A 26,322-nucleotide genomic window follows, 5' to 3' on the forward strand; every position below is an offset into this window, starting at 1 on the left:
TCCGGCCCGTTTCACCACACATCGGGGACCTACGATGGACGCAAAACCAAGCAATAAGACCGCCACGCTGACGGTCGGAAACAAGAATTACGATCTTCCGATCCTCAGCGGCAGCGTCGGACCTGATGTCATCGATATCGGCAAGCTCTACGGCCAGTCCGGCCTGTTCACTTACGACCCGGGCTTCACCTCGACGGCGAGTTGCCAGTCCAAGATCACCTATATCGACGGTGACGCGGGCGTGCTGGAATACCGCGGCTACCCGATCGAGCAGCTTGCCGAGCACGGCGACTTCCTGGAGACCTGCTATCTCCTGCTCTACGGGGACCTGCCCACCGCCGCGCAGAAGAAGGATTTCGACCACCGCGTGACGCATCACACGATGGTGCACGAGCAGATGGCTCGCTTCTTCCAGGGCTTCCGCCGCGACGCCCATCCGATGGCGATCATGGTTGCGGCCGTCGGCGCGCTCGCCGCGTTCTATCACGATAGCACCGACATCAACGATCCGAAGCAGCGCATGATCGCTTCCATGCGCATGATCGCGAAGATCCCGACGCTGGCGGCAATGGCCTACAAGTACACGGTCGGCCAGCCCTTCATCTATCCGAAGAACTCGCTCGGCTTCGCCGAGAACTTCCTGAACATGTGCTTCGCGGTGCCCTGCGAGGACTACAAGGTGAGCCCGGTTCTCGCCGACGCGCTGGAGAAGATCTTCATCCTGCACGCCGACCACGAGCAGAACGCCTCGACTTCCACGGTGCGCATCGCCGGCTCCTCCGGCGCCAACCCGTTCGCCTGCATCGCGGCGGGCATCGCCTGCCTCTGGGGCCCGGCGCATGGCGGCGCCAACGAAGCCGCGCTCAACATGCTCTACGATATCGGCACGGTCGATAAAATCCCCGAGTTCATCGCCAAGGTGAAGGACAAGAACTCTGAAGTCCGCCTGATGGGCTTCGGGCACCGCGTCTACAAGAACTACGATCCGCGCGCCAAGATCATGCAGAAGATGTGTCACGCCGTGCTCAGGGAGACCGGCCATGGCGAGGATCCGATGCTGAAGGTGGCAATGGAGCTCGAGAAGATCGCGCTCAGCGACCAGTACTTCATCGAGCGCAAGCTCTATCCGAACGTCGATTTCTATTCGGGCATCACGCTGAAGGCGATGGGCTTCCCGGTCTCGATGTTCACCGTGCTGTTCGCGGTCGCCCGCACCGTCGGCTGGATCAGCCAGTGGAGCGAGATGATCGAGGACCCGCATCAGAAGATCGGTCGTCCGCGCCAGCTCTACACCGGCGTCGCCAAGCGCGACTACGTGCCGATCGCCACCCGCAAATAAGTTCGGCCATTACGGCTTTCGAAACGGCGCCATCTCACAATGGCGCCGTTTTTGTTGGGCCATCCACGATGACGCGCCAATCGCTGAGCGAACCACCGGCAGCGAGTTTCCCACCGGCACAACTTGCTGCCGCGCACAACAACAAGTCGGCGCATCGGAGCGGTAATCGCTTGACAGCCGAAACGCTCCGCGGGCAAATTCTTACACTAAGTAAGAATGACGACTGGGATGGAAATGCCGGACCAGCCGAGAAGTCGGCGGCAGACGCGCGCTGCCATTTTGACTCATTTGCTGCAGTCGGGCGGCTCGTTTCGGCCGCCGCTGGCGAAGGCGGTGCGCCTGTCCGAGGCGAGCCTGTCGCGCATCCTGCTCGACCTGAAGGCCGAACGCCTGATCGAGGAAGTGCGGCGCCCTGCCCCTTATGTCGGCGGCCCGACGGGCCTCGTGTCCCTCGACGGCTCGGTCGCGCTCGCAGCCGTTGAGCTGACCGCCCAATGGCTCAGCGTCGGCGTCGGCGGTCTCTCCGGCGAACTGCACTACACCGAGCGTCTGCCGTTGCCGAAGGCGCCGACGGTCGAGACGGTCGGCCGCGTCTTCCGCGAAGCGATGACATTGCTGCGCGACTGGACGCGCCGCCGCCACATCACACTCTCACAGATCGGCGTCTCCATTCCGGGCCTTGGCCGCTTGACCATATCCGGCAATCCGATCATCCCCTGCGACGTCGGGCGCATCAGCGGCATGATCGGCGAGATGTTTGCCGGCGTGCCGCTGGAATTCACCAATTCCGTGGTGGCGCACGCCACTTTTCACCGCTGCCGCACGCAGAACTATCCATTCAGCGGCACGCATCTGTTCGTCTTTGTCAGCCATGGCGTTGCCGGCGCCTGGATGGATGACCCGACTGAAGCTGATGCACTCCAGCCGGTCGAACTGGGCCACATGGTATTTGGACCGGAAGGACCGCGCTGCCGCTGCGGCCATCTCGGCTGCGTCGAGGCCTATACTTCGCTCACCGCCATGGCCGAGCTCCTCGATATCTCCGACGCCGAATTGCTCCAGCCCGGCAGCCAATGGGTGCACACGATCCCGCGCTCGGGGCGGGTGCGCCAGGAGCTGCGGCGGCGGCTGTTCCGGCTTGGCCTTGCGATCGGCAACACGCTGAACGTGAAGCCATGCGGTGGCGTCGCCATCAGCGGCTGGCCATCGCTTCTCTCCGACGACGATCGCAATGCCGTGGTCGAGGGGATCGACGCCTGCCTGCTGGGCGGCCGGACATTGGCGCAAGTGTCCATCGCTTTCGTGCCACCCTCGACCGGCAACGATCCGCAGGCTGCCCTCGCCTTCGCCGCCTTTTGCCTGGCCAGCCGCGGCGGCATGCCCGCCGCATCGAGGGAGGCCGCCTGACATGCCCTAAGTCGTTCGGCCTCAACGCGCAAAGCACTTGAAACGGAGGAACTTGCCATGCCGATCACAACAACCAGGCGTCGTCTGCTCGCTGGATCTGCTGCCGCGCTCGCGCTGCCGGCCTTTGCCCGCGCGCAAGGCGCGGTCAAGCCGCGCCTGACCGCGATCTCGCAATGGTCCGCAGGCAGCGATGGGGCGGCTATCACCGCGCTCGGCAAGAAATTCGAGGAGAAAGGCGGGGTTTGGCAGCACTCGCCCGTCCCCGGGTTCACCACGGAGATGATGAACAAGCTACGCGCTCAGATCATGGCCGGCGATCCACCGGCCTGTTCGCAGCTCAAAGGCCCGGAGATTGCGGCCTGGTCGAAGATTGCTCCAACCGTCAATCTCGACGACCTAGTTGCCGCCGCCAGCTACGAAAAGGTTGTCGCTCCTGATCTTGCACGATTGCACAAGCCGGGCGGCAAATGGATTGCACTGCCGCTGCAGATCTACAGCACCAACATGCTGTTTCTCTCCAAGCGCGCGATGGACAAGGCCAAGGCCGGCAAGATCCCCGTCACATGGGCCGACTTCAACGACCTTGCCGAGAAAATGAAAGCGGGCGGCGTCACTTATCCCATCGCCAACGGTGGTACCCGCCCGGACGATGGCCAGAAATTCGAGGCCGCTCTCGCCGGCATCAGTCCCGCCTCCTACCGCGCAGCCATCATGAATCTTGACGAGAAGGCGTTGAACGGGCCCGAGGTAGGCGCTGCCTTCGCACAGGTGCGCAAGATCGCCGACTGGATGGATCCCAATGTCGGTGCTCAACACTTTTCGACCAACCTGAAGCGCTTCGTCGACGGCGACATGGGCATGATGATCATGGGCGGGTGGGCACAGGGCGTGTTGCGCAACGCCGGTTTCAAGTTCGACGACTTCATCATCGCCCCTGGCCCGAGCGACAATACCAAGCCGGTCTTTCTGTTGAATGCCGATGCGTTCATATTCTGGCAGCGCAAGGAGCCCGACCTCCAGGCCGGCCAGACGCTGATGGCCCAGCTCGTCATGGATCCAGCGATCCAGACGATGTATTCGCAGATTACGGGATCGATACCCGTGCGCACCGATGTCGATCTTTCCGGTGAAGGCTGGTCGGATGGTCAACGGCGGACCGCAGCAGCTCTGAAAGACGCTATCGCCAGCAATCAGGCGGTCCTGAGCCTCGCGCACAATATGGCGCAGGAGAACGGCATGACCGCTGCGATGATCGACGTGATCACCGAATATGTGAAGAACAAGACGATCAAGCCGGAGCAGGCGGTCACCCGCCTCGCCGAGGCCGTCGAGGGCGCGCGTTGATCGATACCGTCTCCATAGCAACGCGGCCCGCCCGGCCGGCGATTGCTGGCGCGGTGCGCCGGCTGCCTGAGTATCTGATGATCTGGGTGCCGCTGCTGCTGTCCGCTGTGCACCTCGTGTCGTTCTCGCTGTGGACGATCTGGATATCGTTCACGCCATCCACTCTGGTCCCGGTCTCGGGCTGGGTGGGTCTGCGCAACTACACGGCGGTCGCGGCATCTCGGAACTGGCAGATCGCCTTCGATAATCTCCTACTGTTCGGCAGCGCTTTCGTGCTGCTGAGCGTGATGACCGGCCTTGTCCTTGCGATCCTGCTCGATCAGCGCATTCGCGGCGAGAACCTGCTGAGATCCATCTTCCTCTACCCCCTTGCGGTGTCGTTCGTGGTCACGGGCACGGTCTGGAGCTGGTTGCTCAGTCCTGGCATCGGGATCCAGAAACTGGTCCACGACCTCGGCTGGACCTCCTTCAAGTTCGATTGGCTGATCGACCGCGACATGGCCATCTGGACCATTGTCATCGCTGCGATCTGGCAATCCTCCGGCTTTGCCATGGCGCTCTTTCTTGCCGGCCTCAGATCTGTCGACGCCGACATCATCAAGGCCGCGCAGATCGACGGCGCCGGGCCGATCCGAATCTACCGGCGCGTCATTTTGCCGACGCTGTGGCCGATCACCATCACCGTGGTCGTGGTGCAGCTGCAGTTTGCGATTTCGGCCTTCGACCTCGTCCGCGCGCTCACCAACGGCGGACCGGGAATCGCGACCCAGCTACCGGCCCTTGTCGTCTACGACCTGATGTTCCAGCGCAGCCTGCTCGGCCGGGGGGCGGCGGCAGCGGTGCTCATGTTGCTCATTCTTCTCGCGGTCCTGCTGCCCTATGCAGCGTGGCGTTATGTCCAGCGGCGGCGTGCTACTCATGCGTGACCGAACCTTCGCACCAAGCCGGATATCGATCTATCTCATCGTTTTTTTGATCGCGGCGGCCTGGCTCACGCCATTGGTCGTTGTCGTGCTGAACTCGCTCCGCACCAATGAGGAAATCGCGCAGGCGTCGATGATCGGCTGGCCGAAACACTGGGCTTGGAGCAATTACGCAACTGCCTGGAGCGGATTCTGCGTGGCCGAGACCTGCGCCGGCATCAGGCCGTACATGCTGAACTCGGCGCTCATCACGATTCCCGCGACGATTTTCTCGACCATGCTCGGTGCGATCGCCGGGTACGCCGTGTCGCTCTGGCGTTTTCGCGGAGATACCTGGATCTACGGCATCGTGACCCTCGGCCTCTTCCTTCCCCAACAGATGCGATTGCTTCCCTGGACAATCGTGCTGCGGGACATCGGTCTCATCAACACACTGACGGGCCTCGTGCTGATTCACACGATCCAGGGGCTGTCCTTCACCACGTTGTTCTGCCGAAACTACTATGCCGCCGTGCCCCATGAATTGATCAGGGCCGCGCGCATCGACGGGGCCGGGTTCTTTCGTATTTTCTGGCGCATTATTCTGCCGGTCTCGGCTCCCATCCTGATCGTCACCGTGATCTGGCAGTTCACGCACATCTGGAACGAGTTTCTCTATGGCGTGACGTTCACAAGCGGCCAACAGCAGCCCGTCACGGCCGCTCTCATCGCGCTGTCTGCTGCGGTCGCAGATATCCCCCAGCACGGCGTGCAGAGCGCGGCAGTGATCATCGCAGCCCTGCCCACTTTGTTGATCTATCTCCTCGGCGGCAGGTACTTCGTGCGCGGCCTTACCGCCGGCGCAGTGAAATGATGGATTTGTCATGGCAGCACTGAGCATTCGCGCCCTGTCCAAGCGGTACGCCAACTTCGAGGTACTGAAGGGCGTCGATCTCGACATCGAGAGCGGCGAGTTCACGGTCCTCGTCGGGCCATCCGGCTGCGGCAAGTCCACGCTGCTCAACATCGTCGCCGGGCTCGACCGACCGAGCACGGGGACGATCGAGATTGGCGGGCGCATCGTCAACGACATCCCGCCCAAGGACCGCGACATCGCCATGGTGTTCCAGTCCTACGCGCTCTATCCGTCGATGACGGTGCGCCAGAACATCACCTTCGGCATGGAATGCCGTCATGTGCCGAAGGCCGAGCAGGAGAAGGCGGTCGCGAACGTGGCCAAGCTGCTCCAGATCGAGCCGCTGCTCGGCCGCAAGCCGTCGCAATTGTCCGGCGGCCAGCGCCAGCGTGTGGCGATGGGGCGGGCGCTGGTGCGCAATCCCCTGCTCTTCCTGTTCGACGAGCCGCTGTCCAATCTTGACGCCAAGCTGCGCGTCGAAATGCGGATGGAGATCAAGCGGCTGCACCAGCGGATCGGCGCCACCATCGTCTATGTCACCCACGACCAGATCGAAGCGATGACGATGGCGACGCGGATCGCCGTGATGCATCAGGGTCGCGTGCAGCAATTCGCCGACCCCGATACCGTGTACCGCTACCCGGCCAATTTGTTTGTGGCGCGTTTCATGGGTTCGCCGCCAATGAACACGATGCCGGCACGGCTCGAGAGCGGGAATGACGGGCCGGTGGTCGTGATCGGCGCCGGGCGGCCGGAGGAGGTTCGTCTTCGCCTTCGAGGATATGACGCCGCGGCATCCTACGTCGGTCGCGAAGTGGTGTTTGGCATCAGGCCGGAATGCATTGCCGAAGGCAGCCGCGCATTTTCCGGCGATGCGCCTGTCCTCGTCGATGCGCCGGTAGAAATGGTCGAGCCGACCGGAGCCGAGACCATGGTGTTGCTGCGGCTCGGGGGCGAGCCCGCGATGGCGCGCGTCTCGCCCGATATCCGCCCCGCGCCCGGCGCGTCCGCCTCCTTTGCGCTCGACACGCGCCGTATTTGCCTTTTCGACCCCGAAACGGAGCGACTGATCGCATGACGAAGACCACCTATTCCGGCCTGGCGGGCCGCGTGGTGTTGATTACCGGCGGCGCCAGCGGCATTGGCGCCGCCTTCGTACGGGCCTTCGCGGGCCAGGGGGCCCACGTCGCCTTCCTTGACATCGATACGAATGCCGGTGAAACGCTGGTGCGGGAAGTGGCGGCAGCGCGCGGGACCACGCCGCTGTTCGTGCCCTGCGATCTCCTGGACATCGACGCCTTGCGCACCGCGATGGCAGAGGTCCACCGTTCGCTCGGCGACGCCGCCGTTCTCGTCAACAACGCCGCCAACGATCAACGCCAGGTTCTCTCCGAGGTAACGCCGGCCGAGTTCGACTGGATGATCGGCGTCAACCTCAAGCACGTCTTCTTCGCAGCACAGGCGGTGGTGCCACAGATGCAGGCGCGCGGTGGCGGCTCGATCATCAACATGTCGTCCATCGCCTGGATGCGCGGCGCACCGGCGCTGCCGGCCTATGCCGCGGCGAAAGCGGCGATCGTCGGCTTCACCAACTCGCTGGCCCGGCTGGTCGGGCCCGACCGCATTCGCGTCAACGCGATCGCGCCGGGCATGGTGATCACCGAGCGCCAGCGCCGGCTGTGGTATCCGGACGAGCAGGCCATCGCCGAGATGCGCGCGCGCCAGGCCGTTCCCGATGCGGTGACACCCGACGACATCGCCAACATGGCGCTGTTCCTCGCCTCGGACGAGAGCCAGCGCATCACGCGTCAATGTTTCCAGGTCGACGGCGGCCTCGGCTAGCTCACCGGCCTGCCTTTGCGCATCGTCGCGAGCACGATGTCGGCGGCGAGCACGCTCGGCGACTTGTTGCCGGTCGACATGATCTGATCGAGTCGTGCGAACGCTTCGACCTGCTCCCGCCGCAGCGGCGAATCCGTCAGCAGGGTAGCGAGGGCCGGTGCCAGCTTCTCCGGCGTGCAGTCTTCTTGCAGGAATTCGGGAATCACATCCTTGCCGATCACCAGATTGGCGAGGATCACCGAGGAGACGCGGATCGCGCGGCGCAGGATGAAGGCCTCGATCGCGCCGACGCGATAGGCCGTCACCATCGGAATGCCCGACAGCGCGAGCTCGAGCGTCACCGTGCCGGACTTCGCCAGCGCCGCGTGGGCAATGCGGAAAGCGGCGCGCTTGTCGTTCTCGCCGATCACGATGTGCGGCTTGACCGGCCAATTCGCGATGCCCTCGCGGATGGTCGCTTCGAGGTGCGGCATGGTCGGCAGCATCAGCTCGAAGGCGCGCCCCTCCGCCTGCAACCGTCCGAGTGCTGCACCGAAGACGTCGAGGTGATGCCGGATCTCGCTACGGCGGCTGCCGGGCAGCACCAGGAGCACCGGCGGCTCGCCGTCGCGACGCGCCTGCTCCTCCGCGTTCGGCCGCAGCGACGCCAATTGCTCGACCAGGGGATGTCCGACATAACTGCATGGCGGCCCGCCGAGCTTGCGGTATTCCTCCGGCTCGAACGGCAAAAGGCCGAGCACATGGTCGACATAGCCGAGCATGGTCCGCGCCCGTCCCGGCCGCCATGCCCAGAGCTGCGGCGAGACGTAGTCGACGACCGGGATCGCGTGATTGCGGGCACGCACGTGGCGGGCGACGCGATGGGTGAAATCGGGGCTGTCGATGATGACGAGCGCGTCGGGCGCGGCCTCTAGCACGGCATCGGCCGTCTTGCGGATCAGCCGCAGGATTTTCGGCAATTGCTGAACGACGGCGGCAAAGCCGACGATCGACAGCTCTTCGATCGGAAACAGCGTCTCGAGCCCCTCGCGCGCCATGGTGCGGCCGCCGACGCCGACGAACTCAACGCCGTCGCCGAGCCGCTGGCGCAGCACCTGCATCAAGGCGCTGCCGAGCCGGTCGCCGGATTCCTCCGTTGCGATCAGGAAGATCTTGCGCTTGCGATCGCGGCCCTGCATCACGCCGGCAGGCCGATGACAAAGAGGTATTTTGCGTCGGCGAGCGCAATCATCGCCTGCGGCTCGGCGGCGATGGTGTTGTCGGCGACGACGGCGATGCCGGCAAGGCCGGCCTTGGCAACACCGTCGATGGTGCGCGGTCCGATCGTCGGCAGGTCGAAGCGCAGGTCCTGGCCGCTCTTCGGCGCCTTCACCAGCACGCCGCGGCCCATGGCCGCGCGGATGCGACCCTCCTCACGCAGCCGCGCGACACGCGCGAGCAGCGCGTCGGTGCCCTCGATGTCCTCGATCGCCACGACGTGACCGTCGATCACCACCGCGGCCTGCCCAATGTCGAACGGACCGAGCGCGCTCAGCACCGCCCGGCCGCGCTCGATGTCGGTCTTGCTGGCGTCACTCGGCCAGGCGCGGCTGATGCAGCCGTCGGGCATCAGGAGATCGGGCGCGACGTCCTTGATGCCGACCATGCGAAAGCCGTCCTGCTCGAGCATGCGGCCGACGCCGGACAGGAGATGATCGTCGCCGCCGCGGAAGGCGCGAATGACGTTGCCGAGCAGGCGCAGCGTCTTGACGTCGAACCGGATCTCGGACAGCGAAGGGCGGACCAATGTGCCGATGAAGATCAGGTCGCTGCAGCCTTCTTCGCGAAACAACCGCATCGCGCGGCCGAGCTGGCCGACCGAGATCCAGCGGTGGCGGAATTTCTCGACCCGCGCCGGATCGCAAGCCCCGCGCAGCGGAAACAGCACCGGCGTAATGCCGCGCGCCGCAAGCGATTCGGCGACCGCGAACGGCATGGCGCCGCCGCCGGCGACGATGCCGACCGGTGAGGAAACCTCCGCAGCCGCCGATGTCATGCCCGCGGCCATCCGAGGATCACTTCGCGATGGCGGGAAGACAGAGCGGGCGCTTGCCCTTGCCGATGAAGTCGAGGATCTCGGCGATCGCAGGGTCTTCGCCCGCGAGCGGCCGCGCCGCCTCCAGCCGCTCGGCGAACGTGCCGGGACCATGGAAGAGTTTTTGGTAGAACCCACGCACGGTTGCAAGCCGCTCCTTGGTGAACTTGCGCCGCTTCATGCCGATCACATTGAGGCTTTCCAGGACCGCATATTGGCCGTTGACCAGCCCGTATGGAATGACGTCGTCGCGGACACCGCACACGCCGCCGACCATGACATAGGGGCCGACGCGCGTGAACTGGTGCACCGCCGACAGGCCGCCGATATAGACGGCGTCGCCAATCTCGCAATGACCGCCGAGTGTCGCTGACGTCGCGAAGATCACGTTGTCGCCGACCACGCAATCATGGCCGACATGGCTGTTGTTCATGAAATAGCCGCCGCTGCCGACTCGCGTCAGCCCTCCACCCTTGATCGTGCCGACATTCATCGTCGCGCCTTCCCGGATGGTGCAGCCGGAACCGATCTCGAGTTTCGTCGGCTCGCCCTTGTAGCTGAGATCCTGCGGAGCGCCGCCCAGCACTGCGAACGGCGAGATCACGCAGCCATCGCCGAGCGAGGTGTGGCCGATGACGGTGACGTGTCCGATCAGCTTGCAGTTCGCGCCGATGACGACGTTCGGGCCGATGATGCAATAGGGTCCGATCTCGCTGCCATCGCCGATCACGGCGCCGTCCGCGATCCGTGCGGTGGGATCAATCTTGCTCATCAAGCCAATCTTACTCGTCAAGAAGGTCAGGTTATGTATTGAAGTCGCTCGGTTTTCGGGTGGTTAGCGCGACTATGCCCGATCTGTCCAGTGACGTATCATCTCGCCGTGTTTCATGTGCTGGAGAAGGCGGCGGCCTTCCCGGCTCATCAGCAAGTTCATGCGGAGCTTCAGCGGTCGTGGTCAGAGCCCTTGCCTTGTTGCTCGCACAGCTCGTGGCCACACCGGTCGTCTCCGAGACGATCGAGACCGACCAACGCGGCCCCGTGGATCTGGCGACGTTCGAATGCCGCGACATCAACCGCAGCACGATGCTTCAGCGCGTCTGCTACGACCGGGCGCAGCAGGACCTCGTCGTCGCCATCAACGGCAGGTACGATCGTTATTGCGGCGTGGCGGCGGAGACGGTCGAGGGCCTTCTGGGCGCACCGTCCATGGGTCAGTTCTTCAATCGGAATATCAGCCGCGAGGTGGCCGGCAGCCGCTACGATTGCCGGGCATGACGAGCGCGCTCAATCCGTCAGCATGGCGCCGACGTCGGCTTCCGCAACCACCTGCCCGTTGACCTTGGCATCGCCGTGAAACCACCACATGGCCTTGCGGCGGCCGAGCGAGCGCATGTGATATTCGATGGTATCGCCGGGCAGCACGGGCTTGCGGAACTTGCACTTGTCGATGGTGAGGAAGTAGACCGCCCGCGGCTTCTCGGTGCCCTCGACCGACTTGATGCCGATCACGCCAGCGGTCTGCGCCATCGCTTCGATCATCATGACGCCCGGATAGACCGGGCGCTCGGGGAAGTGCCCCTGGAAGGCCGGCTCGTTGAAGGTGACGTTCTTGATGCCGATGCCGCTATAATCGGCACGGATGTTGATCACGCGGTCGATCAAGAGCATCGGAAAGCGGTGCGGCAGGGTCTGAAGGATTGCATTGATATCCACCAGCTCGAACTTAACAGGCGATTCCTGCGTCATTCCCGTCCCTCGTCCTTCGGATCGACCTTGCTGTCGCGCACCAGACGCTCCACCGCGATGATCTCCTTGAACCATTGCTTGGTCGGTTTGGCAAAAAAACCACCCCAGCGTCCGCCCGGCGGGATGTCGTCCTTGACGCCGCTCATCGCGGTGACCTGGGCTCCATCGCCGATCTTGAGGTGGTTGTTGATGCCAACCTTTGCTCCGAGCGCCACGTTGTCGCCGATGGTCAGGCTGCCCGCCAGCCCGATCTGAGCCGCCAGCAGGCAATTCCGGCCGATGGTCACATTGTGGCCGATCTGGACCTGATTGTCGATTTTGGTGCCCTCGCCGATCACGGTATCGCGCAAGGAGCCGCGATCGATGGTGGTGCCGGCGCCGACCTCCACATTGTTCTGGATCAGCACGCGGCCGGTCTGCGGCACCTTCAGGTGGCCTTCGGGCCCGAAGAAGATGAAGCCGTAGCCGTCCTGGCCGATGGAGCAGCCGGGGTGAATCAGCACGTCATTGCCGATCAGGGCGCACTGGATGGCGGTGCGGGCGCCGACATTGCAGTCCCGGCCGATCTTGACGCCGGGGCCGATCACCGCCCCGACGCCGACCACGGTGCCGCTGCCGATCTCGACGTTCGGGCCGATCACGGCGAGGGGATCGACGATTACGCCGTCTTCGAGCCGGGCCGTGGGATCGATGATGGCTGACGGCGCGATGCCGTCGTTGCCGATCCAGGATTGCGGCCTGAGCGCATCGCCATGCCATTCCCGCGCGAGCCTGACGAAGGCGCGGAAAGGCTGCGCCACCCGCAGCACAGCCACATGTGCGGGCACCCGGGCTTCAAAGCGCGGGCTCACCAGACACGCCCCCGCCTTGGTCGCCTTCAGCTCATCGACGTATTTCAGGTTGTCGAAGAACGCCAGATGCATCGGTCCGGCTTCGTCGAGCGACGCCAGACCCGTCATGGTGTCGTTGCCTCTCGCGGGGTCGACCAGTTGCGCCTTGGCCAGCGCAGCGATGTCGGCCAGCGCTGAGGCAGGCGGCTTTGTGAAGAAGGTCGGCTGCGCCATTCCACCCCGTCGCGGTCCGGCTTCGGCATGAAGCGGCCAAGCCGCATCATGCCTCATCTCCAGGATTGGCACGATCCCTTTCGGAAACCGGCTCCAGTGATCCGGATCGTGCCGTGCTGATCGAATTAGAACGTGGTGCCGCCGCCGAACCGGAACTCCTGCGTGCGGTCGTACTTGCCCTTGCTGAGCGGCACGGCGTAGTCGAAGCGCAGCGGACCGAACGGCGACTGCCAGATCAAGCCGACACCGACGGACGAGCGGATCACCTTGCTGTCGTCGTAGACGAGGCCGGTACAAGTTCCGGTGCTCGTCGGATTGATAGTCGACGGGATACAGCCGGGCGCATTGACCTCGTTAGTGCCAGAGACGCCGTTGAAGGCCCAACTTGTCGGTCCCTTATAATCGTAGAGACCGCCGGCGTCGGCATAGACCGCGCCCTTCAGACCCACTTCCTTGGGCAGGAACCAAAACGGCATCTGCAACTCGAGCGAAGCGCCCCAATATTTGGTGCCGCCGAGCGCGTCCTGCGTACCGAAAGGATTCAGATCGCGCGGGCCGATGCCGTTCGGGGCGAAGCCACGGACGAGGTTCGGGCCCATCTGGAAGTGGTCGAGCATCCGCAGATCATCGTTGATCTTGGTCAGAACACCGCCCTGGAGACGGACGATGCCGACGATATCAGACACCAGCGGGGCGTAATACTTTCCGTCCGCCACGGTCTTCAGATAGCTGACGTCGCCGCCGACGCCGGCGAAATCCTGCCGGAAATCGATGAGCAGACCGTCCGTGGGGTTCTTGTTGTTGTCCAGCGTGTTGTAGGTGAGCGTGTAGCCCAGCGCCGAAGTCAAGGTCTTGCCGTTGGCAAGCTCCTTGCGCACCGGCAGAGAGGCTTCACCATCGCTGTAGCATCCCAGGCCGTTGGTTGAGGCAGCCAGAGGAATACCGGTGGCCGCGGAGAACGCCGGGCTCGGGTTGAACGCGGCCGAACCGACCACATTGTTACAGTTCGCCAGGTAGCTCGGCAGCGTGATTTCCTGCTGGTAGATCGAGTAGCGCAGCTGGAGCGACAGATCTTCACGCAAGGAGAAGCCGAGGCGCGGCGAGAAGCCGAGCGTCTTCGTGCCGTAGGAGATGTAGCTGTTTGAAAGCTGCTGGCGCTGATAGAGGTCGAGGCCGAGCGCGACGCGGTAGTCGAGCAGATACGGCTCGACGAACGACAGCGAGTAGCCGCGCGCATATTGGCCATAGGTCACCGCCGCCTTGGCGAACAGGCCGCGACCGAGCAGATTGCGCTCGGAGACCGAGACCTCGGCCAGCGCGCCGTCGGTCGTGGAGTAGCCGCCCGAGATCGAGAAGTCGCCGGTCGATTTCTCTTCCATGTCGACGACCAGGATCACGCGGTCGCTCGACGAGCCGGGCTCCGTCGTGATCTTCACGCTCTTGAAGTAGTCGAGGTTCTTCAGCCGCCGCTCGGCGCGGTCGACCAGCGCGCGGTTATAGGCATCTCCTTCCGAGATGTCGAACTCGCGGCGGATCACGTAGTCGCGCGTGCGGGTGTTGCCGCGCAGGTTGATGCGCTCGATATAGGTGCGCGGGCCCTCGTCGATGTTGAAAACGACGGAGACGGTGTGCGCCTCGAAATTGCGGTCGCCGCCGGGACGAACGACTGCGAAGGCGAAACCGCGGCGCGAAGCCTCGATCTGCATCTCCTCGACCGACTTCTCGACCGATTCGACGTTATAGAGCGAGCCGACATTGACGCGCGAATAGCCGCGCATCGACGAAGGATCGAAGTTCGGAATGCTGGAGCGGAAGTCGACCGCGCCGACGCGGTATTGCGCGCCTTCCTCGATCTTGAAGGTGACGTTGAAGCCCTTCTTCTCCGGATCGTATTCGGTGAGCGCGGCCACGACCTGGACGTCGGCAAAGCCGTGCTTGAGATAGAAGCGGCGGATCAGGTCGCGGTCGGCCTCGACGCGATCGGGATCGTAGATGTCGCCGCTGGCGAGGAAGCTCAGCAGGTTCGATTCGCGCGTCTTGATGACGTCGCGCAGCCGATAGGACGAGAACGCATTGTTGCCGACGAACTCGATCGACTTGACGCCGGTCTTGGCGCCCTCCTCGATCGTGAAGATCAGGTCGACGCGATTGTTCGGCTGCTCGATGATCTCAGGCGTGACGCGCACGTCATAACGGCCGGACCGGCGATAGATTTCGGCGATTCGCAGCGTGTCGGACTGCACCATGGCGCGGGAGAAGGTGCCACGCGCCTTGGACTGGACTTCAGTGGTGAGCTGCTCGTCCTTGATCTTCTTGTTGCCCTCGAAGGCGACGCGCCCAATCACCGGGTTTTCCACCACGGAGACGATGATCTGGCCGCCGGGGCCGCGATTGATCCTGACGTCCTGGAACAGGCCGGTTTCGATCAACGCCTTGAGGCCGTCGTCAATGGCGCCTTGATCCAGGCGGCCGCCCGGACCCGGCTTGAAATAGGAGCGGATTGTCTCCACCTCGACACGGCGATTCCCCTGGACGGAAATCGACTGCACGGTCTGCGCGAGCGCAGACGAAGACACAAAAACAGCCCCAACCGGGGCAATCACCGGCGCGCCGAACATGATCAGGGTTGCGAGCAAGCCCCCCCGGAGTCGCAGTCCAAACTTCATCGCGCAACGCGCCCTTATCATTCCATACCAGACCCACCCAACACCGGTCTGGAAGATTCCCCAAGTTCACGCCGCTTGTAGCCAATTTCCCGGACGCCGCAAACGGCCGAAAGCGCCGTGATTTCAATTTCATTGCAAGACGTTGCTCAACAGCAACGCCACAAAAACGCCCCTATCAGGACGCCGCCATCCGAAGGATGTCGTTGTAGGTCGCAAACACCATCAACATCAGCACCAAACCGAGCCCGATTCGGAACCCCATTTCCTGAGTCCGTTCGGACAGAGGCCGGCCGCGGACAACTTCTGCCGCGTAGAACATCAGATGGCCGCCATCGAGCAGCGGAATCGGGAACAGGTTCAGCAGACCGATCGACACGGACAGCACCGCACACAGATTGATCACGAACTGGAACCCGGCGCTGGCCGCCTGCCCCGACATCTTTGCGATTCCCAGGACGCCGCTGACCTCGTTGGGATTGCCGTTTCCGACGAACAACGAGCCCAGGAACTTGAAGGTGCTGGTGATGATGAACCAGACCTGCTCGACGCCGATCTTGAGCGCTTCGCCGACGCCCACGGGGGCGGTCGAAGCCTCACCGGCCTGCGACTTGTGCTCGACACCGAGCACACCGACGCGGTGGCGGTTGCCGAACGGATCCTTGCGCTCAAGCAGCGCGGGGGTCGCGGTCAGCGATACGATGGCGCCGTCCCGCTTGACCTGGAACGCAAGCGTTGAACCCGCGCTCATCGCAACGATCCGCTGCATGTCGGCAAAGCTCTCGATCGGCTTGCCGTCGATCTGGACGACAACGTCCCCGACCTTGAAGCCGGCGGCAGCCGCCGCGCCGTCGGCGACGACGCCGTCGACGCGCGCAATCGTGCTCGGCTTGCCGTAGTACAGCGCCATGCCGGCGAAGATCAGCGCGCCCAGGATGAAATTGGCGATGGGTCCGGCCGCGACGATGGCGGCGCGCGGGCCGACCTTCTTGTGGTGGAAGCTGCCGGCGCGTTCCTCGGCCGTCATGGCGGCGAGCGTTTCGGCCGAGGGGGTCGAGGCCTCGCTCTCGTCACCGAAAAACTTGACGTAGCCGCCAAGCGGAATTGCGGAGATCTTCCAACGGGTGCCGTGACGGTCGTTGAAACCGACCAGCTCGGGTCCGAAGCCGAGTGAAAAGGTTAAAACGCGAACGCCCGCCCAGCGCGCGACCAGGAAATGGCCGAGCTCGTGGAAGAACACGACGATGGTCAGGACGAACAGGAAGGGTACCGCGTAGCCGAGGAGCCCATGGCTCAACGTGTTGAAACTATGGACGAAAAAGTCGATCATCGATTCCCCTCATCCAGCGCCGCAAGGCCCTGGCCCGAACCATCTAGGATGCCTTTAAGGCAATTTGAGGCAATAGGGCGGCAGCTCTATTTCGCGCAACATGGTCAACGGATATTGCGTCGTCAGCCGAGGTCATCGCCGCCTGGTTCCCGCTACGTATCCAGTCGTCCAGCGTCGCCTCGACCAGGCGCGCGATCGCACCAAACCGGATCTTGCCGGCAATGAAGGCGGCGACCGCGACCTCGTTGGCGGCGTTGTAGACGGTGGTCGCTCCCTTCCCGGTCCGGAGCGAATCGTAGGCCAGGCGCAGACCTGGGAACCGCTCGAAATCCGGCGCCTCGAAGGTCAGCACGCCGATCTTGGCCAGATCGAGCTTGGCCGCCGGACCCTTGATGCGGTCGGGCCAGCCCAGGCAATGCGCGATCGGCGTCCTCATGTCGGGCGCACCGAGCTGCGCCACGACGGAGCAATCGGAAAACTCGACCATGCCGTGGATGATCGACTGCGGATGAACAAGCACGTCGATCTCGTCGGGCGCGAGCGCAAACAGATAGGACGCCTCGATCACTTCGAGCCCCTTGTTCATCATCGAGGCGGAATCGATCGTGATCTTCTGGCCCATGCTCCAATTTGGATGCTTCAGGGCCTGCTCGAGCGTCGCCTGCTCGATGTCGGCAGGCTTCCAGATCCGGAACGGGCCGCCCGAGGCGGTGATGATGACGCGGACGAGCTCGTCGCGATTGCCTGAGCTCAACGCCTGGAATAGCGCATTGTGTTCGGAATCGGCCGGCAGGATGCAGGCGCCGGCTTTTGCCGCGCGCTGCATGAAGAAATCGCCGGCGCAGACCAGACATTCCTTGTTGGCGAGCGCGACATGCGCACCGCGATCGACCGCGGCCAGCGCCGGCTTCAGCCCGGCGGCGCCGCTCACGGCCGCCATCACCCAGTCGGCCGGACGCGCACCGGCCTCGATCACCGCGCTTTCGCCGGCGCCGCATTCGGTGCTGGTGCCCGCCAGCGCAGTCTTGAGCTCGCCGAGTTTGGAGCTATCGGCGATCGCGACGAAGCGCGCGGAAAATTCCTTCGCGAGCTTGGCCAGTGCTGCGACATTGCCGTTCGCCGTCAGCGCCTCGACACGGTAGCGCTCGGGCGAGGCGCGAAGCAAATCCATCGTGCTGTCGCCGATCGAGCCGGTGGCGCCGAGAACCGTGACGCTGCGAACGTCGGACGCAGCAAGCCTGTTGTTACGCAATGGGACTGCGCTCATATCCTCACCAAACCATAAGACCGCTTCCGGCGCTATGCACACCATGGCGGAGAAAGCCGATAATCCATGCCGCCAGGATGGCGGCGACAAAGCCGTCCAGGCGATCCAGAAGTCCGCCATGGCCGGGAATTAAGTGACTGGAATCCTTGACACCGAAGCGCCGCTTCACCGCGGATTCGAACAGATCGCCCAGGGCCGACACCACCGATAGAGCAGCGCTGACGAGTAGCAATGGGGCCAGCTTTCCGAGCCCGCACGCCGCGAAGCCTGCCGCAACCAAGAGGCTTGCGACAAAGCCGCCGAGAGCGCCCGCCCAGGTCTTCTTCGGACTGACGCGCGGCCATAGCTTCGGTCCACCAATGCTGCGGCCGGCGAAATAGCCGCCGATGTCTGTCGCCCACACCACGAGCAGCACGAACATCAGGGCGGCGAAGCCGTTGACGAGATCCTGCCGCACCAGGATCGAGGCCAGCAGCGCCGCCGATGCATAGGCAAATCCGGCAGCCGCCCAGACGAACTTGCCCCGCGCGATCAGCAGCACGATCACGCCGCCGATGAAGCCGGCGATGACAGCGGTCCTGAGCGCGCCGAAGGCAACGCAGAATCCCATGATGGCGATAACGATGGTCCCCGTCCCCGTCAGCGCGGCCGAACCCGCGCCCACCACCATCAGCCATTCAGCGAACAGCCCGATCGATACCAGGGTGACGAGAAGTGCCCACAGCCAGCCGCCGGCGTAGGCGAGCGCAATGGCGAGCGGCGCCAGCACGAGCGCCGCGAGGACCCGCAGCACGAGATTGCTCGAGGCAGGCGCGGAGCCCGCCGGTGCGGCGTCGGGTTCGCTCACGAGGCGGTTTTCGCGACCAGGCCGCCGAAACGGCGCTCGCGCCTGGCAAATTCGGCGATCGCGCCTTCCAGCGCTGCCTTGTCGAAATCGGGCCAATGGATCGGCACGAAGACAAGCTCGCTATAGGCGGCCTGCCACATCAGGAAGTTGGACAGGCGCTGCTCGCCGCTGGTGCGGATGATGAGATCGGGATCGGGAATGTCGGGCGCGTCGAGATGCGCGCCAAGCGTCTCGGCGTCGATCGTATCCGGATCCCGCCTGCCCTCTGCGACCTCGCGCGCGAGCTTCTGCGCGGCCTTCGCGATCTCCTGCCGCGAGCCGTAGTTGAAGGCGACGACGAGCGTGAGGCGCGTGTTGTCGCGCGTCAGCTCCTCCGCCTCGTTGAGGAGCGCGCAGATGTCGCTCTCGAGCCCTTCGCGCTCACCGATGATGCGGACCTTGACGCCGTCGCGATGCAGGCTCGCCAGATCGTTGCGGATGAAGCGCCGCAGCAGGCCGAAGAGATCGCCGATTTCGCTCGCCGGGCGCGACCAGTTCTCCGAAGAGAACGAGAAGATGGTGAGATAGCGAATGCCGAGCTCGTGCGAGGCGCGCACCACGCGGCGCAGCGCGTCCACGCCGCGGCGATGCCCCTCCGCACGCGGCAAGCCGCGCGCAGCCGCCCAACGCCCGTTGCCATCCATGATGATGGCGACATGCGCGGGCGCGTCGGACCGGTCAGATCCTTCCGTTGCGGGCGCGGCGGCGTTGGACATGAAGGCGATGCCTTAAACGGTGAGGATTTCTTTTTCCTTGGCGGCCAGCAGCTGGTCGATCTCGGCAATCGTGCCGTCGGTCGCCTTCTGCACCTCGTCGGCGTGACGCTTCTGATCGTCCTCAGACATCTCGTGATTCTTTTCGAGCTTCTTGAGCACGTCGAGACCGTCGCGACGGACATGGCGCGCGGCGACCTTGGCGGCTTCCGCGTATTTGTGCGCGACCTTCACCAGCTCCTTGCGCCGCTCCTCGTTGAGCTCGGGGATGCGCAGGCGCAGCACCTGGCCCTCGGTCGCGGGCGACAGGCCGAGATTGGAATCGACGATCGCCTTCTCCACGGCCTTGACCATCGACTTGTCCCAGACCTGCACCGAGATCAGGCGCGGCTCCGGCACGCTGACGGTGGCGAGCTGGTTCAGCGGCATGTGGGTGCCATAGGCATCGACCTGCACCGGATCGAGCATCGAGGCCGAGGCGCGCCCCGTCCGCAGGCCGCCAAGCTCGTGCTTGAGAGCCTGCACGGCGCCCTGCATGCGGCGCTTCACTTCGTTGAGGTCGAAACTACCCGTGGCCATCACGTTTCTCCTTCAAATCCCGGCGACCGGTCCGCGCCCTTCTCTCGGGCGCGACGACGAGCGGTCAGCCGGCGACAATGGTTCCGTGGCCGGTGCCACGCAGAATCGCACCGATCGAGCCCGGCTCCGCGATCGAGAATACGATGATAGGCAGCGACGTCTCGCGGGCAAGCGCGAAGGCGGTCGCATCCATCACCTTGTAGCCACCCTCGATGGCCTGCGAGTGCGTCAGACGGTCGAACCGCGTGGCGGTCGGATCCTTCTTCGGATCGGCTGAGTAGACGCCATCGACATTGGTCGCCTTGAGCACTGCCTGGGCGCCGATCTCGGCGGCGCGTAGCACCGCGGTCGTGTCGGTGGTGAAGAACGGATTGCCGGTTCCGCCGCCGAGCAGCACGATCCGGCCCTCGGCGAGGTATTTGTGCGCCGCGGTGCGGGTGAACAGCTCGGAAATCTCCGGCATGACGAAGGCCGACAGCGTGCGGGCCGGCGTGCCCTTGCGCTCGATCGCCGCTTCCAGCGCGAGGCAGTTCATCATGGTGGCGAGCATGCCCATGGTGTCGCCGGTCGGGCGCGACACGCCGCGGGACGACACCTCGACCCCACGCACGATGTTGCCACCACCGATCACGACCGCCACTTCGGCGCCAAGCTTGCGGGCGGCGATCAGATCATCCGCGACCCGGTCGACGGTCACCTGGTCGATACCAAAACCCTGCTGTCCCGCGAGATATTCGCCGGACAGCTTGATCACGACGCGACGATAGACCGGATCAGTCATGAGCACTTTCCTCGTCCGGGCGCCGCTTCCGGCGGCACGCCGGAAGGAACGTTCCGGCGCTTACTTCTTGCCGCTGGCCGCCGCGACCTCGGCTGCGAAGTCGCTTTCCTGCTTCTCGATTCCCTCACCGAGAGCATAGCGCATAAAGCCCGCGATCTTCACGGGCCCGCCGACCTTGCCTTCGGCCTCCTTCACGGCCTGCGCCACCGACTTGCCGGTGTCGTGGATGAAGGCCTGCTCGAGCAGGCAGACTTCCTTGTAGTAGGTCTTGAGGCCGGACTCGACGATCTTCTCGATCACGTTCTCGGGCTTGCCCTGCTGGCGGTATTTGTCGGCGAGCACGTCCTTTTCGCGCTTGACAACCGCCGGATCGAGGCCGGTGGGATCGAGCGCCAGCGGGTTGGCGGCGGCGACGTGCATCGCGATCTGGCGGCCGAGGGCGGCGAGCTCGTCGGCCTTGCCGGGCGATTCCAGCGCCACGATCACCCCCATCTTGCCGGCGCCATCGACGACGGCCCCATGGACGTAGCTCGACACCACGCCCTGGCTGACTTCGAGCTGGGCGGCGCGGCGCAGCGTCATGTTCTCGCCGATGGTGGCGATCGCGTCATTGATCGCGGTCTCAATCGTGACGTCGCCGACCTTGGCGGCCTTGATCTTTTCGACATCAGCACCGACGTCGAACGCGACCTGGGCGATCATCTTGACCAGCCCCTGGAACTGGCCGTTGCGCGCCACGAAATCGGTCTCGGAGTTGACCTCGACCACGACGCCCTTGGCGCCCTTGGTGAGCGCGCCGATGAGCCCCTCGGCCGCGACGCGGCCCGACTTCTTGGCGGCCTTCGACAGGCCCTTCTTGCGCAGCCAGTCCTGCGCCGCTTCCATATTGCCGTCGTTTTCGGTGAGCGCGGCCTTGCAGTCCATCATGCCCGCGCCGGTCGACTCGCGCAGGTCCTTGACCATCGCAGCTGTGATCGTTGCCATCGTTGAAAATCCTTTGTGCCTGCCGGTTCGCCGCGGCGCGGCATCGAGGCGCCCCGCCGCGGTCCATCTCAGGAATTCGCGTCACTGAAATGGTGGCCGGACCCTATCCGGCCAACCCATCGCTCTTTTTGACTATTCCGCTTCCGCGGTCAGCGCCTTGGCCTTGGCCACCCAGGCATCCGCGCGGCTCGGCAGACCGACTTCTTCCCCGATCCTGTGCGCGGTGTCGTGGTCGAGCTCGGCGAGCTGCCAATAGTGGAAGATGCCGAGATCGTTGAACTTCTTCTCGATCGCACCCGACACGCCCGGGAGTTTCTTGAGGTCGTCGGCGGTGCCCCGGGGACCCGCAAGGCCCTGGAAGCCGCTCGAGGAAGCGGCCGGCAGCTCTTCGGCGACGACCGGCTGGGCCGAGGCGCCGATATCGATGCCCGAATCGCCCTGAGCGCGCGAGATGCCGTCGATCGCGGCACGCGCAACCAGGTCGCAATACAGCGAGATCGCGCGGCCGGCATCGTCATTGCCCGGCACCACATAGGTGATGCCCTTGGGATCCGAATTGGTGTCGACGATCGCCGCGACCGGGATGTTGAGCCGCTGTGCTTCCTGGATCGCGATGTCTTCCTTGTTGGTGTCGATCACGAAGATCAGGTCGGGCAGGCCGCCCATGTCCTTGATGCCGCCGAGCGAACGGTCGAGCTTGTCGCGCTCACGCTGCAGCGTCAGGCGCTCCTTCTTCGTGTAGGAATTGGCTTCGCCGCCCGACAGCACGTCATCGAGGTGACGCAGGCGCTTGATCGAGGCCGAGATCGTCTTCCAGTTGGTCAGCGTGCCGCCGAGCCAGCGCGAATTGACGAAATATTGCGCGCAGCGCTTGGCCGCGTCCGCAACGCCGTCCTGCGCCTGGCGCTTGGTGCCGACGAACAGGATGCGGCCGCCCTTGGCAACCGTGTCGCTGACGGCCTGGAGGGCCTGATGCAGCATCGGCACGGTCTGGGCGAGGTCGACGATGTGGATGTTGTTGCGGGTGCCGAAAATGAACGGAGCCATTTTCGGATTCCAGCGGTGAGACTGGTGACCAAAGTGCACGCCAGCTTCGAGCAGCTGACGCATGGTGAAATCGGGTAGCGCCATCGTTCTAATTCTCCGGTTGGTTCCTCCGGAAACGTGTGAGCAAAACGGAGCGTTCTCGCCCCGGTTGCCACCGGACGGCCTTGTGAGCCATGTTTCCGTGTGAGATGGCGCGCTATATAGCGCCATTTCGGCCAGAAGCAAGGAAATAAGGCGGGTCCTCCAGGGCGCCCGAAAGCTTCAGTCGCTTCCTGGCGCCCCCTTTTCAGATCCCTAGCACTTCGGCTGGCCGGGCGGACAGGTCTTCGGTGGCGGGCCGGCCGGTCGCGGTGGAGGCGCCGGGCGCGGCGGCGCGGCGGCCATGGGAGGTGGTGCCGGCCGTGCGACTGGGGGTGGCGGCGGCGCAGGCCGTGCGATCGGAGGAGGTGGCGCCGGTCGCGCCATCGCAGGCGGAGGCGGCGCGGGCCGGGCCACGGGCGGCGACGGCGCCGGTCGAGCTACGGCCACGGGCGGAGGGGCGGCCCGCGGCGGCGAAGGTGGCGCGACACGGGGCGGCGGCGGTGGCGTCGGTCTCGCCACAGCTTGGGGGTGCTGCGGCGCAACGGGCTTGGACGCCTGCGGCGGCGGCGCCGGTCGATGATCCTGAACCCTGGATGGCTCTCGCGCCGCCACTGGCGCCGGTGGAGGCGCCGCCGGCTTGGCCGTGCTTGGGACCGCCGGCTTACCACCGGCGGCTGCAGCCGGCGGCACTGCGCCCGGCTGCGGACCGGCTGGCCTGCCGCGCACCTCCGCTCCAGGCGGCATCGTTGCCCCTGGCCTAGATAACCGCGCTGACGGGGTCATCGGACCCGCGGGAGCCGTCGGGTTTGCCGGCGCCGTCGCCGCGTGCGGCGGCGTGGGCGGAGGGTTGCCGGCAGGCGCCGTCGCGGTCGAAGCAGGTCTGCCATGGGGCGTGGCAGCACCAGGCGCTCCCGGAGGTGGCGGTCCGCCAGCGGTGCCGGGCGCAGGCAACGTATTGGCCTGCGGCAGCTTGGCCGGAGCCGGCGCTTGCGGCGTGGCAGCAGGAGCACCTCCGGCGGGGGCTGTCGCGGTCGGACTGGGTGCACCCGGTCTCGCACCAGGAGTGACATTGGCGGGAGCAGGAGCCGGTGCCGAGATCCCCGGTCGCGCCGTCGGCTGGATGGTCGCACTCGGCGGCATCGGCGCCTTGCCCTGCTGGATCAGGGCGGCGCGCTGGATGACGGCCTGCGGCACCGCTGGACCTGCCGGGTTGGCGCGTCCGGCGACGGCTGGTGCCAGATTGCCCAGCGCGGGCGCTGCCCCGGTCGGCGGCGCTGGCGGCCGGTTGATCACGGTGTTGATGACCGTCGTATTATGAATGTTCGCATAGATGATGTTGTTCGGCGGCGGCGCGACATAGGCCGGCGGCCGGACGAACACCGGGATTGGGACGAACACCGGCTGCGGCAGCACGAACAGGCCGACCACGGGCAGCGGCGGCGGCAGCACGACGAAATCCGGCGGCGGCGGCGGCAAATAGTAGACCGGCGGCGGTGGTGGCGGCGCGAAGCCGAAATCGGGATCGCTGAAATACAGCACGGAGCGGTCGACATAGACCACCTCCTCCGGCGGCGGTGGCGGCACGTCGTAGTCGATCATCGCAAAGCTCGGCGGCGGCTCGGGCGGTGCGGTGAGGATCGCAAGGCGTCGGCGCGCATCGGCCGCATGCGGCCCGCGCGGATAACGGCGCAGATAGGACCAATACGCCTCCGGCGTGTCGGTCCGATAGGTCCGCCGCCAGGTGATCGCCTCGCGGCGCGCCGCGACGATCGCCATGACTCGCTTGGACAGCGGATCATTGGGAAAGGCGGCGAGGAATTCCTCATAGGCCGCCAGCGTGTCGCGCTCGAGCGCGGCGGCGTAGGCATCCTGCACGCCGAGATCGCGGATCGGCTTGCTCCGGATCGCGGCGACTTGGTCGGGCGAGGCCTCCGGCGGCGGCGCGTCCGGCGCCCGCTCGAAGAAGGAAAACTGGGTGGTGATCTTCTGCTCGTTCCAGGGCACCTGCGCACCCTTGGAGGCCTCGTTGACGCGCAGGCGGACGCGGTCGAATACCTCGGGCAGCAGCAGGCCGCCGGTGCGGATCATTTCGGCGAGCGACTGCGCATAGATGCCGTAGGGCCCCGCCTCCTCCGGCGCTACCGTGCCGGGCGCCGCATTGAAGGCGATCAGCATGTTCGCCTCGGGCTCGACCAGCGCAAGGCCACTCGCGATCGGCTGGCCGCCCTCGATGAAGGGCTGCGCGCGGGCCGCATCGAGCACGACGATGCTCGCCTTGAGCGGAATGGCGGCGAGCTGGCGGATATAGTCGCTGACGCGCAGGGCCTCGGTCGGAATATCGGTGTCGCGGGTGATGTTGGAATCGACCGGGATGAAATAGTTCTCGCCGCCAAGCTGTACGCCATAGCCTGCGAAATAGATCATCGCGACGGTGCCAGGGCCTGAGGCCTGCGCCTTCTGAATGAAATCGCGAAGGCTCTTGCGCAACGTGTCGCCGTCGAGATCGCGCGCGCCGACGACGTCGAAGCCCGCGGCCTGCAGCGTCTGCGCGATCAGGCCGGCATCGTTCGCAGTCGTGGCCAGCGGCGACTTGGCATAAGCGCCATTGCCGACCACGAGCGCGATGCGCTTCTCCTGCTGCTGCGCGTTTGCGGGGCTCGCGATGTTAGCGGCCGCAAGCAACAGCATTGCCAGCAAGGCAAAAATAAAAACTCGGTTTGTCCCACGCATGGCTTGTCCGCCGCTGTTGTTGAAGTCCCTACCGTACACTAGGCCCGTGGCAGCCTGAACGGAATTTGAACGGATTGCGGCAGCCGATGGCCCTAGCCAACGTCTGTTCGGCAAGCCCGCCTCACTTGAAAGTATGAAAGCGCACTACTCCGCCAGCCGGAGCTCCGCGACGGTCGTCCTCGCGGCCGCCTCATCAACCGGCGAGAAATCCACCGGGCCCGGATTCTTGTAGGCCGAAGTCATCGCCAGGGTGAGGCCGTATCCCAGCAATCCGGTGCTGGCATTCGCGATCACGGCGTTCTTGCGGTCGCTGTTTCGGGCCAGATAGAAATAGGTTCGGCCGGATTGGACCGAGATGTCCTGACGCGTCTCGCCGGGAAAACCGGGCTCTGCCGCGAAAAACTGATGCTGGCCGGCCGGCCGATCGACGTAGAGGTAGGTGCCGGTCTTCAGTCCCTTGAGCACCGCACCATCCAACGCAAACTCCCAGCCCGCGTCGGCTACGCCACCGAAACCCTTCTCGCGGAACACCACGATGCGCGCCTGCCCCGCCTTCGGCGCTCCAATCTTCTGCATCGCGGTCGCGTAATCCAGCCCGCTCCGCTCTGTTTGACAGCCACATAGCAT

General features: G+C 64.9%; 24 protein-coding genes. 8 read left to right on the top strand and 16 right to left on the bottom strand.

The genetic code is table 11. The features are described from left to right. Window positions 1–34: 34 nt before the first annotated feature. From gltA to IVA98_RS31195, 7 genes are all read left to right on the top strand, one after another. Complete coding sequence (gltA, locus tag IVA98_RS31165) at window positions 35–1,339, top strand: citrate synthase (RefSeq protein WP_247294822.1); 1,305 nt, start codon at window positions 35–37, stop codon at window positions 1,337–1,339. 228 nt (window positions 1,340–1,567) lie between these two features. Continuing rightward, window positions 1,568–2,746: an ROK family transcriptional regulator gene (locus tag IVA98_RS31170; protein WP_247294819.1), complete on the top strand. Its 1,179-nt coding sequence runs from the start codon at window positions 1,568–1,570 to the stop codon at window positions 2,744–2,746. Window positions 2,747–2,803: 57 nt separating this feature from the next. Next, window positions 2,804–4,090, top strand: a complete 1,287-nt coding sequence (locus IVA98_RS31175) for an ABC transporter substrate-binding protein (RefSeq protein WP_247356212.1) — start codon at window positions 2,804–2,806, stop codon at window positions 4,088–4,090. Between the two features lie 77 nt (window positions 4,091–4,167). Next, window positions 4,168–5,016 (top strand): carbohydrate ABC transporter permease, encoded by an 849-nt coding sequence (locus tag IVA98_RS31180; protein ID WP_524536439.1) that lies wholly within the window; start codon window positions 4,168–4,170, stop codon window positions 5,014–5,016. Next, window positions 5,009–5,866: a carbohydrate ABC transporter permease gene (locus IVA98_RS31185; protein ID WP_346657751.1), complete on the top strand. Its 858-nt coding sequence runs from the start codon at window positions 5,009–5,011 to the stop codon at window positions 5,864–5,866. Before IVA98_RS31180 ends, IVA98_RS31185 begins: the two co-directional genes overlap by 8 nt. 10 nt (window positions 5,867–5,876) lie before the next feature. Further along, complete coding sequence (locus IVA98_RS31190) at window positions 5,877–6,986, top strand: ABC transporter ATP-binding protein (protein WP_247294808.1); 1,110 nt, start codon at window positions 5,877–5,879, stop codon at window positions 6,984–6,986. Further along, the gene (locus IVA98_RS31195; RefSeq protein WP_247335684.1) at window positions 6,983–7,750 is read left to right on the top strand and encodes an SDR family NAD(P)-dependent oxidoreductase; all 768 of its coding nucleotides are present in this window, start codon (window positions 6,983–6,985) and stop codon (window positions 7,748–7,750) included. The genes IVA98_RS31190 and IVA98_RS31195 overlap by 4 nt, the downstream gene beginning before the upstream one ends. Here the strand turns inward: IVA98_RS31195 and lpxB are convergent. The 3 genes from lpxB to lpxA are packed head-to-tail and all read right to left on the bottom strand — an operon-like array spanning window position 7,747 to window position 10,596. After that, the gene (gene lpxB, locus IVA98_RS31200) at window positions 7,747–8,931 is read right to left on the bottom strand and encodes a lipid-A-disaccharide synthase (protein ID WP_247294803.1); all 1,185 of its coding nucleotides are present in this window, start codon (window positions 8,929–8,931) and stop codon (window positions 7,747–7,749) included. The genes IVA98_RS31195 and lpxB overlap by 4 nt on opposite strands. Beyond that, on the bottom strand, window positions 8,928–9,785 hold the full coding sequence (gene lpxI / locus IVA98_RS31205) for an LpxI family protein (RefSeq protein ID WP_247356317.1): 858 nt from the start codon (window positions 9,783–9,785) through the stop codon (window positions 8,928–8,930). Before lpxI ends, lpxB begins: the two co-directional genes overlap by 4 nt. Before the next feature lie 19 nt (window positions 9,786–9,804). Then, on the bottom strand, window positions 9,805–10,596 hold the full coding sequence (gene lpxA, locus IVA98_RS31210; RefSeq protein WP_247294800.1) for an acyl-ACP--UDP-N-acetylglucosamine O-acyltransferase: 792 nt from the start codon (window positions 10,594–10,596) through the stop codon (window positions 9,805–9,807). Window positions 10,597–10,775: 179 nt separating this feature from the next. Between lpxA and IVA98_RS31215 the strand changes: the two genes are divergently transcribed. Beyond that, window positions 10,776–11,099 (top strand): KTSC domain-containing protein, encoded by a 324-nt coding sequence (locus IVA98_RS31215; protein ID WP_247294799.1) that lies wholly within the window; start codon window positions 10,776–10,778, stop codon window positions 11,097–11,099. Between the two features lie 9 nt (window positions 11,100–11,108). Here the strand turns inward: IVA98_RS31215 and fabZ are convergent, their stop codons facing one another. From fabZ to IVA98_RS31280, 13 genes are all read right to left on the bottom strand, one after another. Then, complete coding sequence (gene fabZ / locus IVA98_RS31220) at window positions 11,109–11,570, bottom strand: 3-hydroxyacyl-ACP dehydratase FabZ (RefSeq protein WP_247275940.1); 462 nt, start codon at window positions 11,568–11,570, stop codon at window positions 11,109–11,111. Further along, window positions 11,567–12,634 carry a UDP-3-O-(3-hydroxymyristoyl)glucosamine N-acyltransferase gene (lpxD, locus tag IVA98_RS31225; protein WP_247294796.1) on the bottom strand — a complete coding sequence of 356 codons (1,068 nt, stop codon included), beginning with the start codon at window positions 12,632–12,634 and terminating at the stop codon, window positions 11,567–11,569. The genes fabZ and lpxD overlap by 4 nt, the downstream gene beginning before the upstream one ends. A gap of 125 nt (window positions 12,635–12,759) precedes the next feature. Then, window positions 12,760–15,300: an outer membrane protein assembly factor BamA gene (bamA, locus tag IVA98_RS31230; protein ID WP_247294794.1), complete on the bottom strand. Its 2,541-nt coding sequence runs from the start codon at window positions 15,298–15,300 to the stop codon at window positions 12,760–12,762. 175 nt (window positions 15,301–15,475) lie between these two features. Next, entirely contained in the window at window positions 15,476–16,627 is a 1,152-nt protein-coding gene (rseP, locus tag IVA98_RS31235) for an RIP metalloprotease RseP (protein WP_247294792.1), read from the bottom strand. 43 nt (window positions 16,628–16,670) lie between these two features. Continuing rightward, entirely contained in the window at window positions 16,671–17,894 is a 1,224-nt protein-coding gene (dxr, locus tag IVA98_RS31240) for a 1-deoxy-D-xylulose-5-phosphate reductoisomerase (RefSeq protein WP_247294788.1), read from the bottom strand. A 4-nt stretch (window positions 17,895–17,898) separates the two neighbouring features. After that, complete coding sequence (locus IVA98_RS31245) at window positions 17,899–18,741, bottom strand: phosphatidate cytidylyltransferase (RefSeq protein WP_247294785.1); 843 nt, start codon at window positions 18,739–18,741, stop codon at window positions 17,899–17,901. Continuing rightward, window positions 18,738–19,496 carry an isoprenyl transferase gene (locus IVA98_RS31250; protein WP_247335683.1) on the bottom strand — a complete coding sequence of 253 codons (759 nt, stop codon included), beginning with the start codon at window positions 19,494–19,496 and terminating at the stop codon, window positions 18,738–18,740. Before IVA98_RS31250 ends, IVA98_RS31245 begins: the two co-directional genes overlap by 4 nt. 12 nt (window positions 19,497–19,508) lie before the next feature. Further along, entirely contained in the window at window positions 19,509–20,072 is a 564-nt protein-coding gene (gene frr, locus IVA98_RS31255) for a ribosome recycling factor (RefSeq protein ID WP_247335682.1), read from the bottom strand. A 64-nt stretch (window positions 20,073–20,136) separates the two neighbouring features. Next, a complete protein-coding gene (gene pyrH, locus IVA98_RS31260; protein WP_247275932.1) occupies window positions 20,137–20,853 on the bottom strand; it encodes a UMP kinase in 717 nt (238 codons plus the stop codon). A 60-nt stretch (window positions 20,854–20,913) separates the two neighbouring features. Beyond that, window positions 20,914–21,837: a translation elongation factor Ts gene (tsf, locus tag IVA98_RS31265; protein WP_247294778.1), complete on the bottom strand. Its 924-nt coding sequence runs from the start codon at window positions 21,835–21,837 to the stop codon at window positions 20,914–20,916. 132 nt (window positions 21,838–21,969) lie between these two features. After that, on the bottom strand, window positions 21,970–22,968 hold the full coding sequence (locus tag IVA98_RS31270) for a 30S ribosomal protein S2 (RefSeq protein WP_247294776.1): 999 nt from the start codon (window positions 22,966–22,968) through the stop codon (window positions 21,970–21,972). Between the two features lie 210 nt (window positions 22,969–23,178). Beyond that, a complete protein-coding gene (locus IVA98_RS31275) occupies window positions 23,179–25,695 on the bottom strand; it encodes a caspase family protein (protein WP_247356214.1) in 2,517 nt (838 codons plus the stop codon). Window positions 25,696–25,839: 144 nt separating this feature from the next. Continuing rightward, window positions 25,840–26,271 (bottom strand): DUF2846 domain-containing protein, encoded by a 432-nt coding sequence (locus tag IVA98_RS31280; RefSeq protein WP_247335678.1) that lies wholly within the window; start codon window positions 26,269–26,271, stop codon window positions 25,840–25,842. Window positions 26,272–26,322: the final 51 nt, after the last annotated feature.

Origin of the sequence: Bradyrhizobium sp. 160 (assembly GCF_023073735.1) — a bacterium.
GTDB lineage: Bacteria > Pseudomonadota > Alphaproteobacteria > Rhizobiales > Xanthobacteraceae > Bradyrhizobium.

Coding starts and splice junctions, on each gene's coding strand:
- gltA (WP_247294822.1), top strand. CDS start 35: ATGGACGCAAAACCAAGCAATAAGACCGCCACGCTGACGGTCGGAAAC.
- IVA98_RS31170 (WP_247294819.1), top strand. CDS start 1,568: ATGGAAATGCCGGACCAGCCGAGAAGTCGGCGGCAGACGCGCGCTGCC.
- IVA98_RS31175 (WP_247356212.1), top strand. CDS start 2,804: ATGCCGATCACAACAACCAGGCGTCGTCTGCTCGCTGGATCTGCTGCC.
- IVA98_RS31180 (WP_524536439.1), top strand. CDS start 4,168: ATGATCTGGGTGCCGCTGCTGCTGTCCGCTGTGCACCTCGTGTCGTTC.
- IVA98_RS31185 (WP_346657751.1), top strand. CDS start 5,009: ATGCGTGACCGAACCTTCGCACCAAGCCGGATATCGATCTATCTCATC.
- IVA98_RS31190 (WP_247294808.1), top strand. CDS start 5,877: ATGGCAGCACTGAGCATTCGCGCCCTGTCCAAGCGGTACGCCAACTTC.
- IVA98_RS31195 (WP_247335684.1), top strand. CDS start 6,983: ATGACGAAGACCACCTATTCCGGCCTGGCGGGCCGCGTGGTGTTGATT.
- lpxI (WP_247356317.1), bottom strand. CDS start 9,785: ATGACATCGGCGGCTGCGGAGGTTTCCTCACCGGTCGGCATCGTCGCC.
- lpxA (WP_247294800.1), bottom strand. CDS start 10,596: ATGAGCAAGATTGATCCCACCGCACGGATCGCGGACGGCGCCGTGATC.
- fabZ (WP_247275940.1), bottom strand. CDS start 11,570: ATGACGCAGGAATCGCCTGTTAAGTTCGAGCTGGTGGATATCAATGCA.
- lpxD (WP_247294796.1), bottom strand. CDS start 12,634: ATGGCGCAGCCGACCTTCTTCACAAAGCCGCCTGCCTCAGCGCTGGCC.
- bamA (WP_247294794.1), bottom strand. CDS start 15,300: ATGAAGTTTGGACTGCGACTCCGGGGGGGCTTGCTCGCAACCCTGATC.
- rseP (WP_247294792.1), bottom strand. CDS start 16,627: ATGATCGACTTTTTCGTCCATAGTTTCAACACGTTGAGCCATGGGCTC.
- dxr (WP_247294788.1), bottom strand. CDS start 17,894: ATGAGCGCAGTCCCATTGCGTAACAACAGGCTTGCTGCGTCCGACGTT.
- IVA98_RS31250 (WP_247335683.1), bottom strand. CDS start 19,496: ATGTCCAACGCCGCCGCGCCCGCAACGGAAGGATCTGACCGGTCCGAC.
- frr (WP_247335682.1), bottom strand. CDS start 20,072: ATGGCCACGGGTAGTTTCGACCTCAACGAAGTGAAGCGCCGCATGCAG.
- pyrH (WP_247275932.1), bottom strand. CDS start 20,853: ATGACTGATCCGGTCTATCGTCGCGTCGTGATCAAGCTGTCCGGCGAA.
- tsf (WP_247294778.1), bottom strand. CDS start 21,837: ATGGCAACGATCACAGCTGCGATGGTCAAGGACCTGCGCGAGTCGACC.
- IVA98_RS31270 (WP_247294776.1), bottom strand. CDS start 22,968: ATGGCGCTACCCGATTTCACCATGCGTCAGCTGCTCGAAGCTGGCGTG.
- IVA98_RS31275 (WP_247356214.1), bottom strand. CDS start 25,695: ATGCGTGGGACAAACCGAGTTTTTATTTTTGCCTTGCTGGCAATGCTG.
- IVA98_RS31280 (WP_247335678.1), bottom strand. CDS start 26,271: ATGCAGAAGATTGGAGCGCCGAAGGCGGGGCAGGCGCGCATCGTGGTG.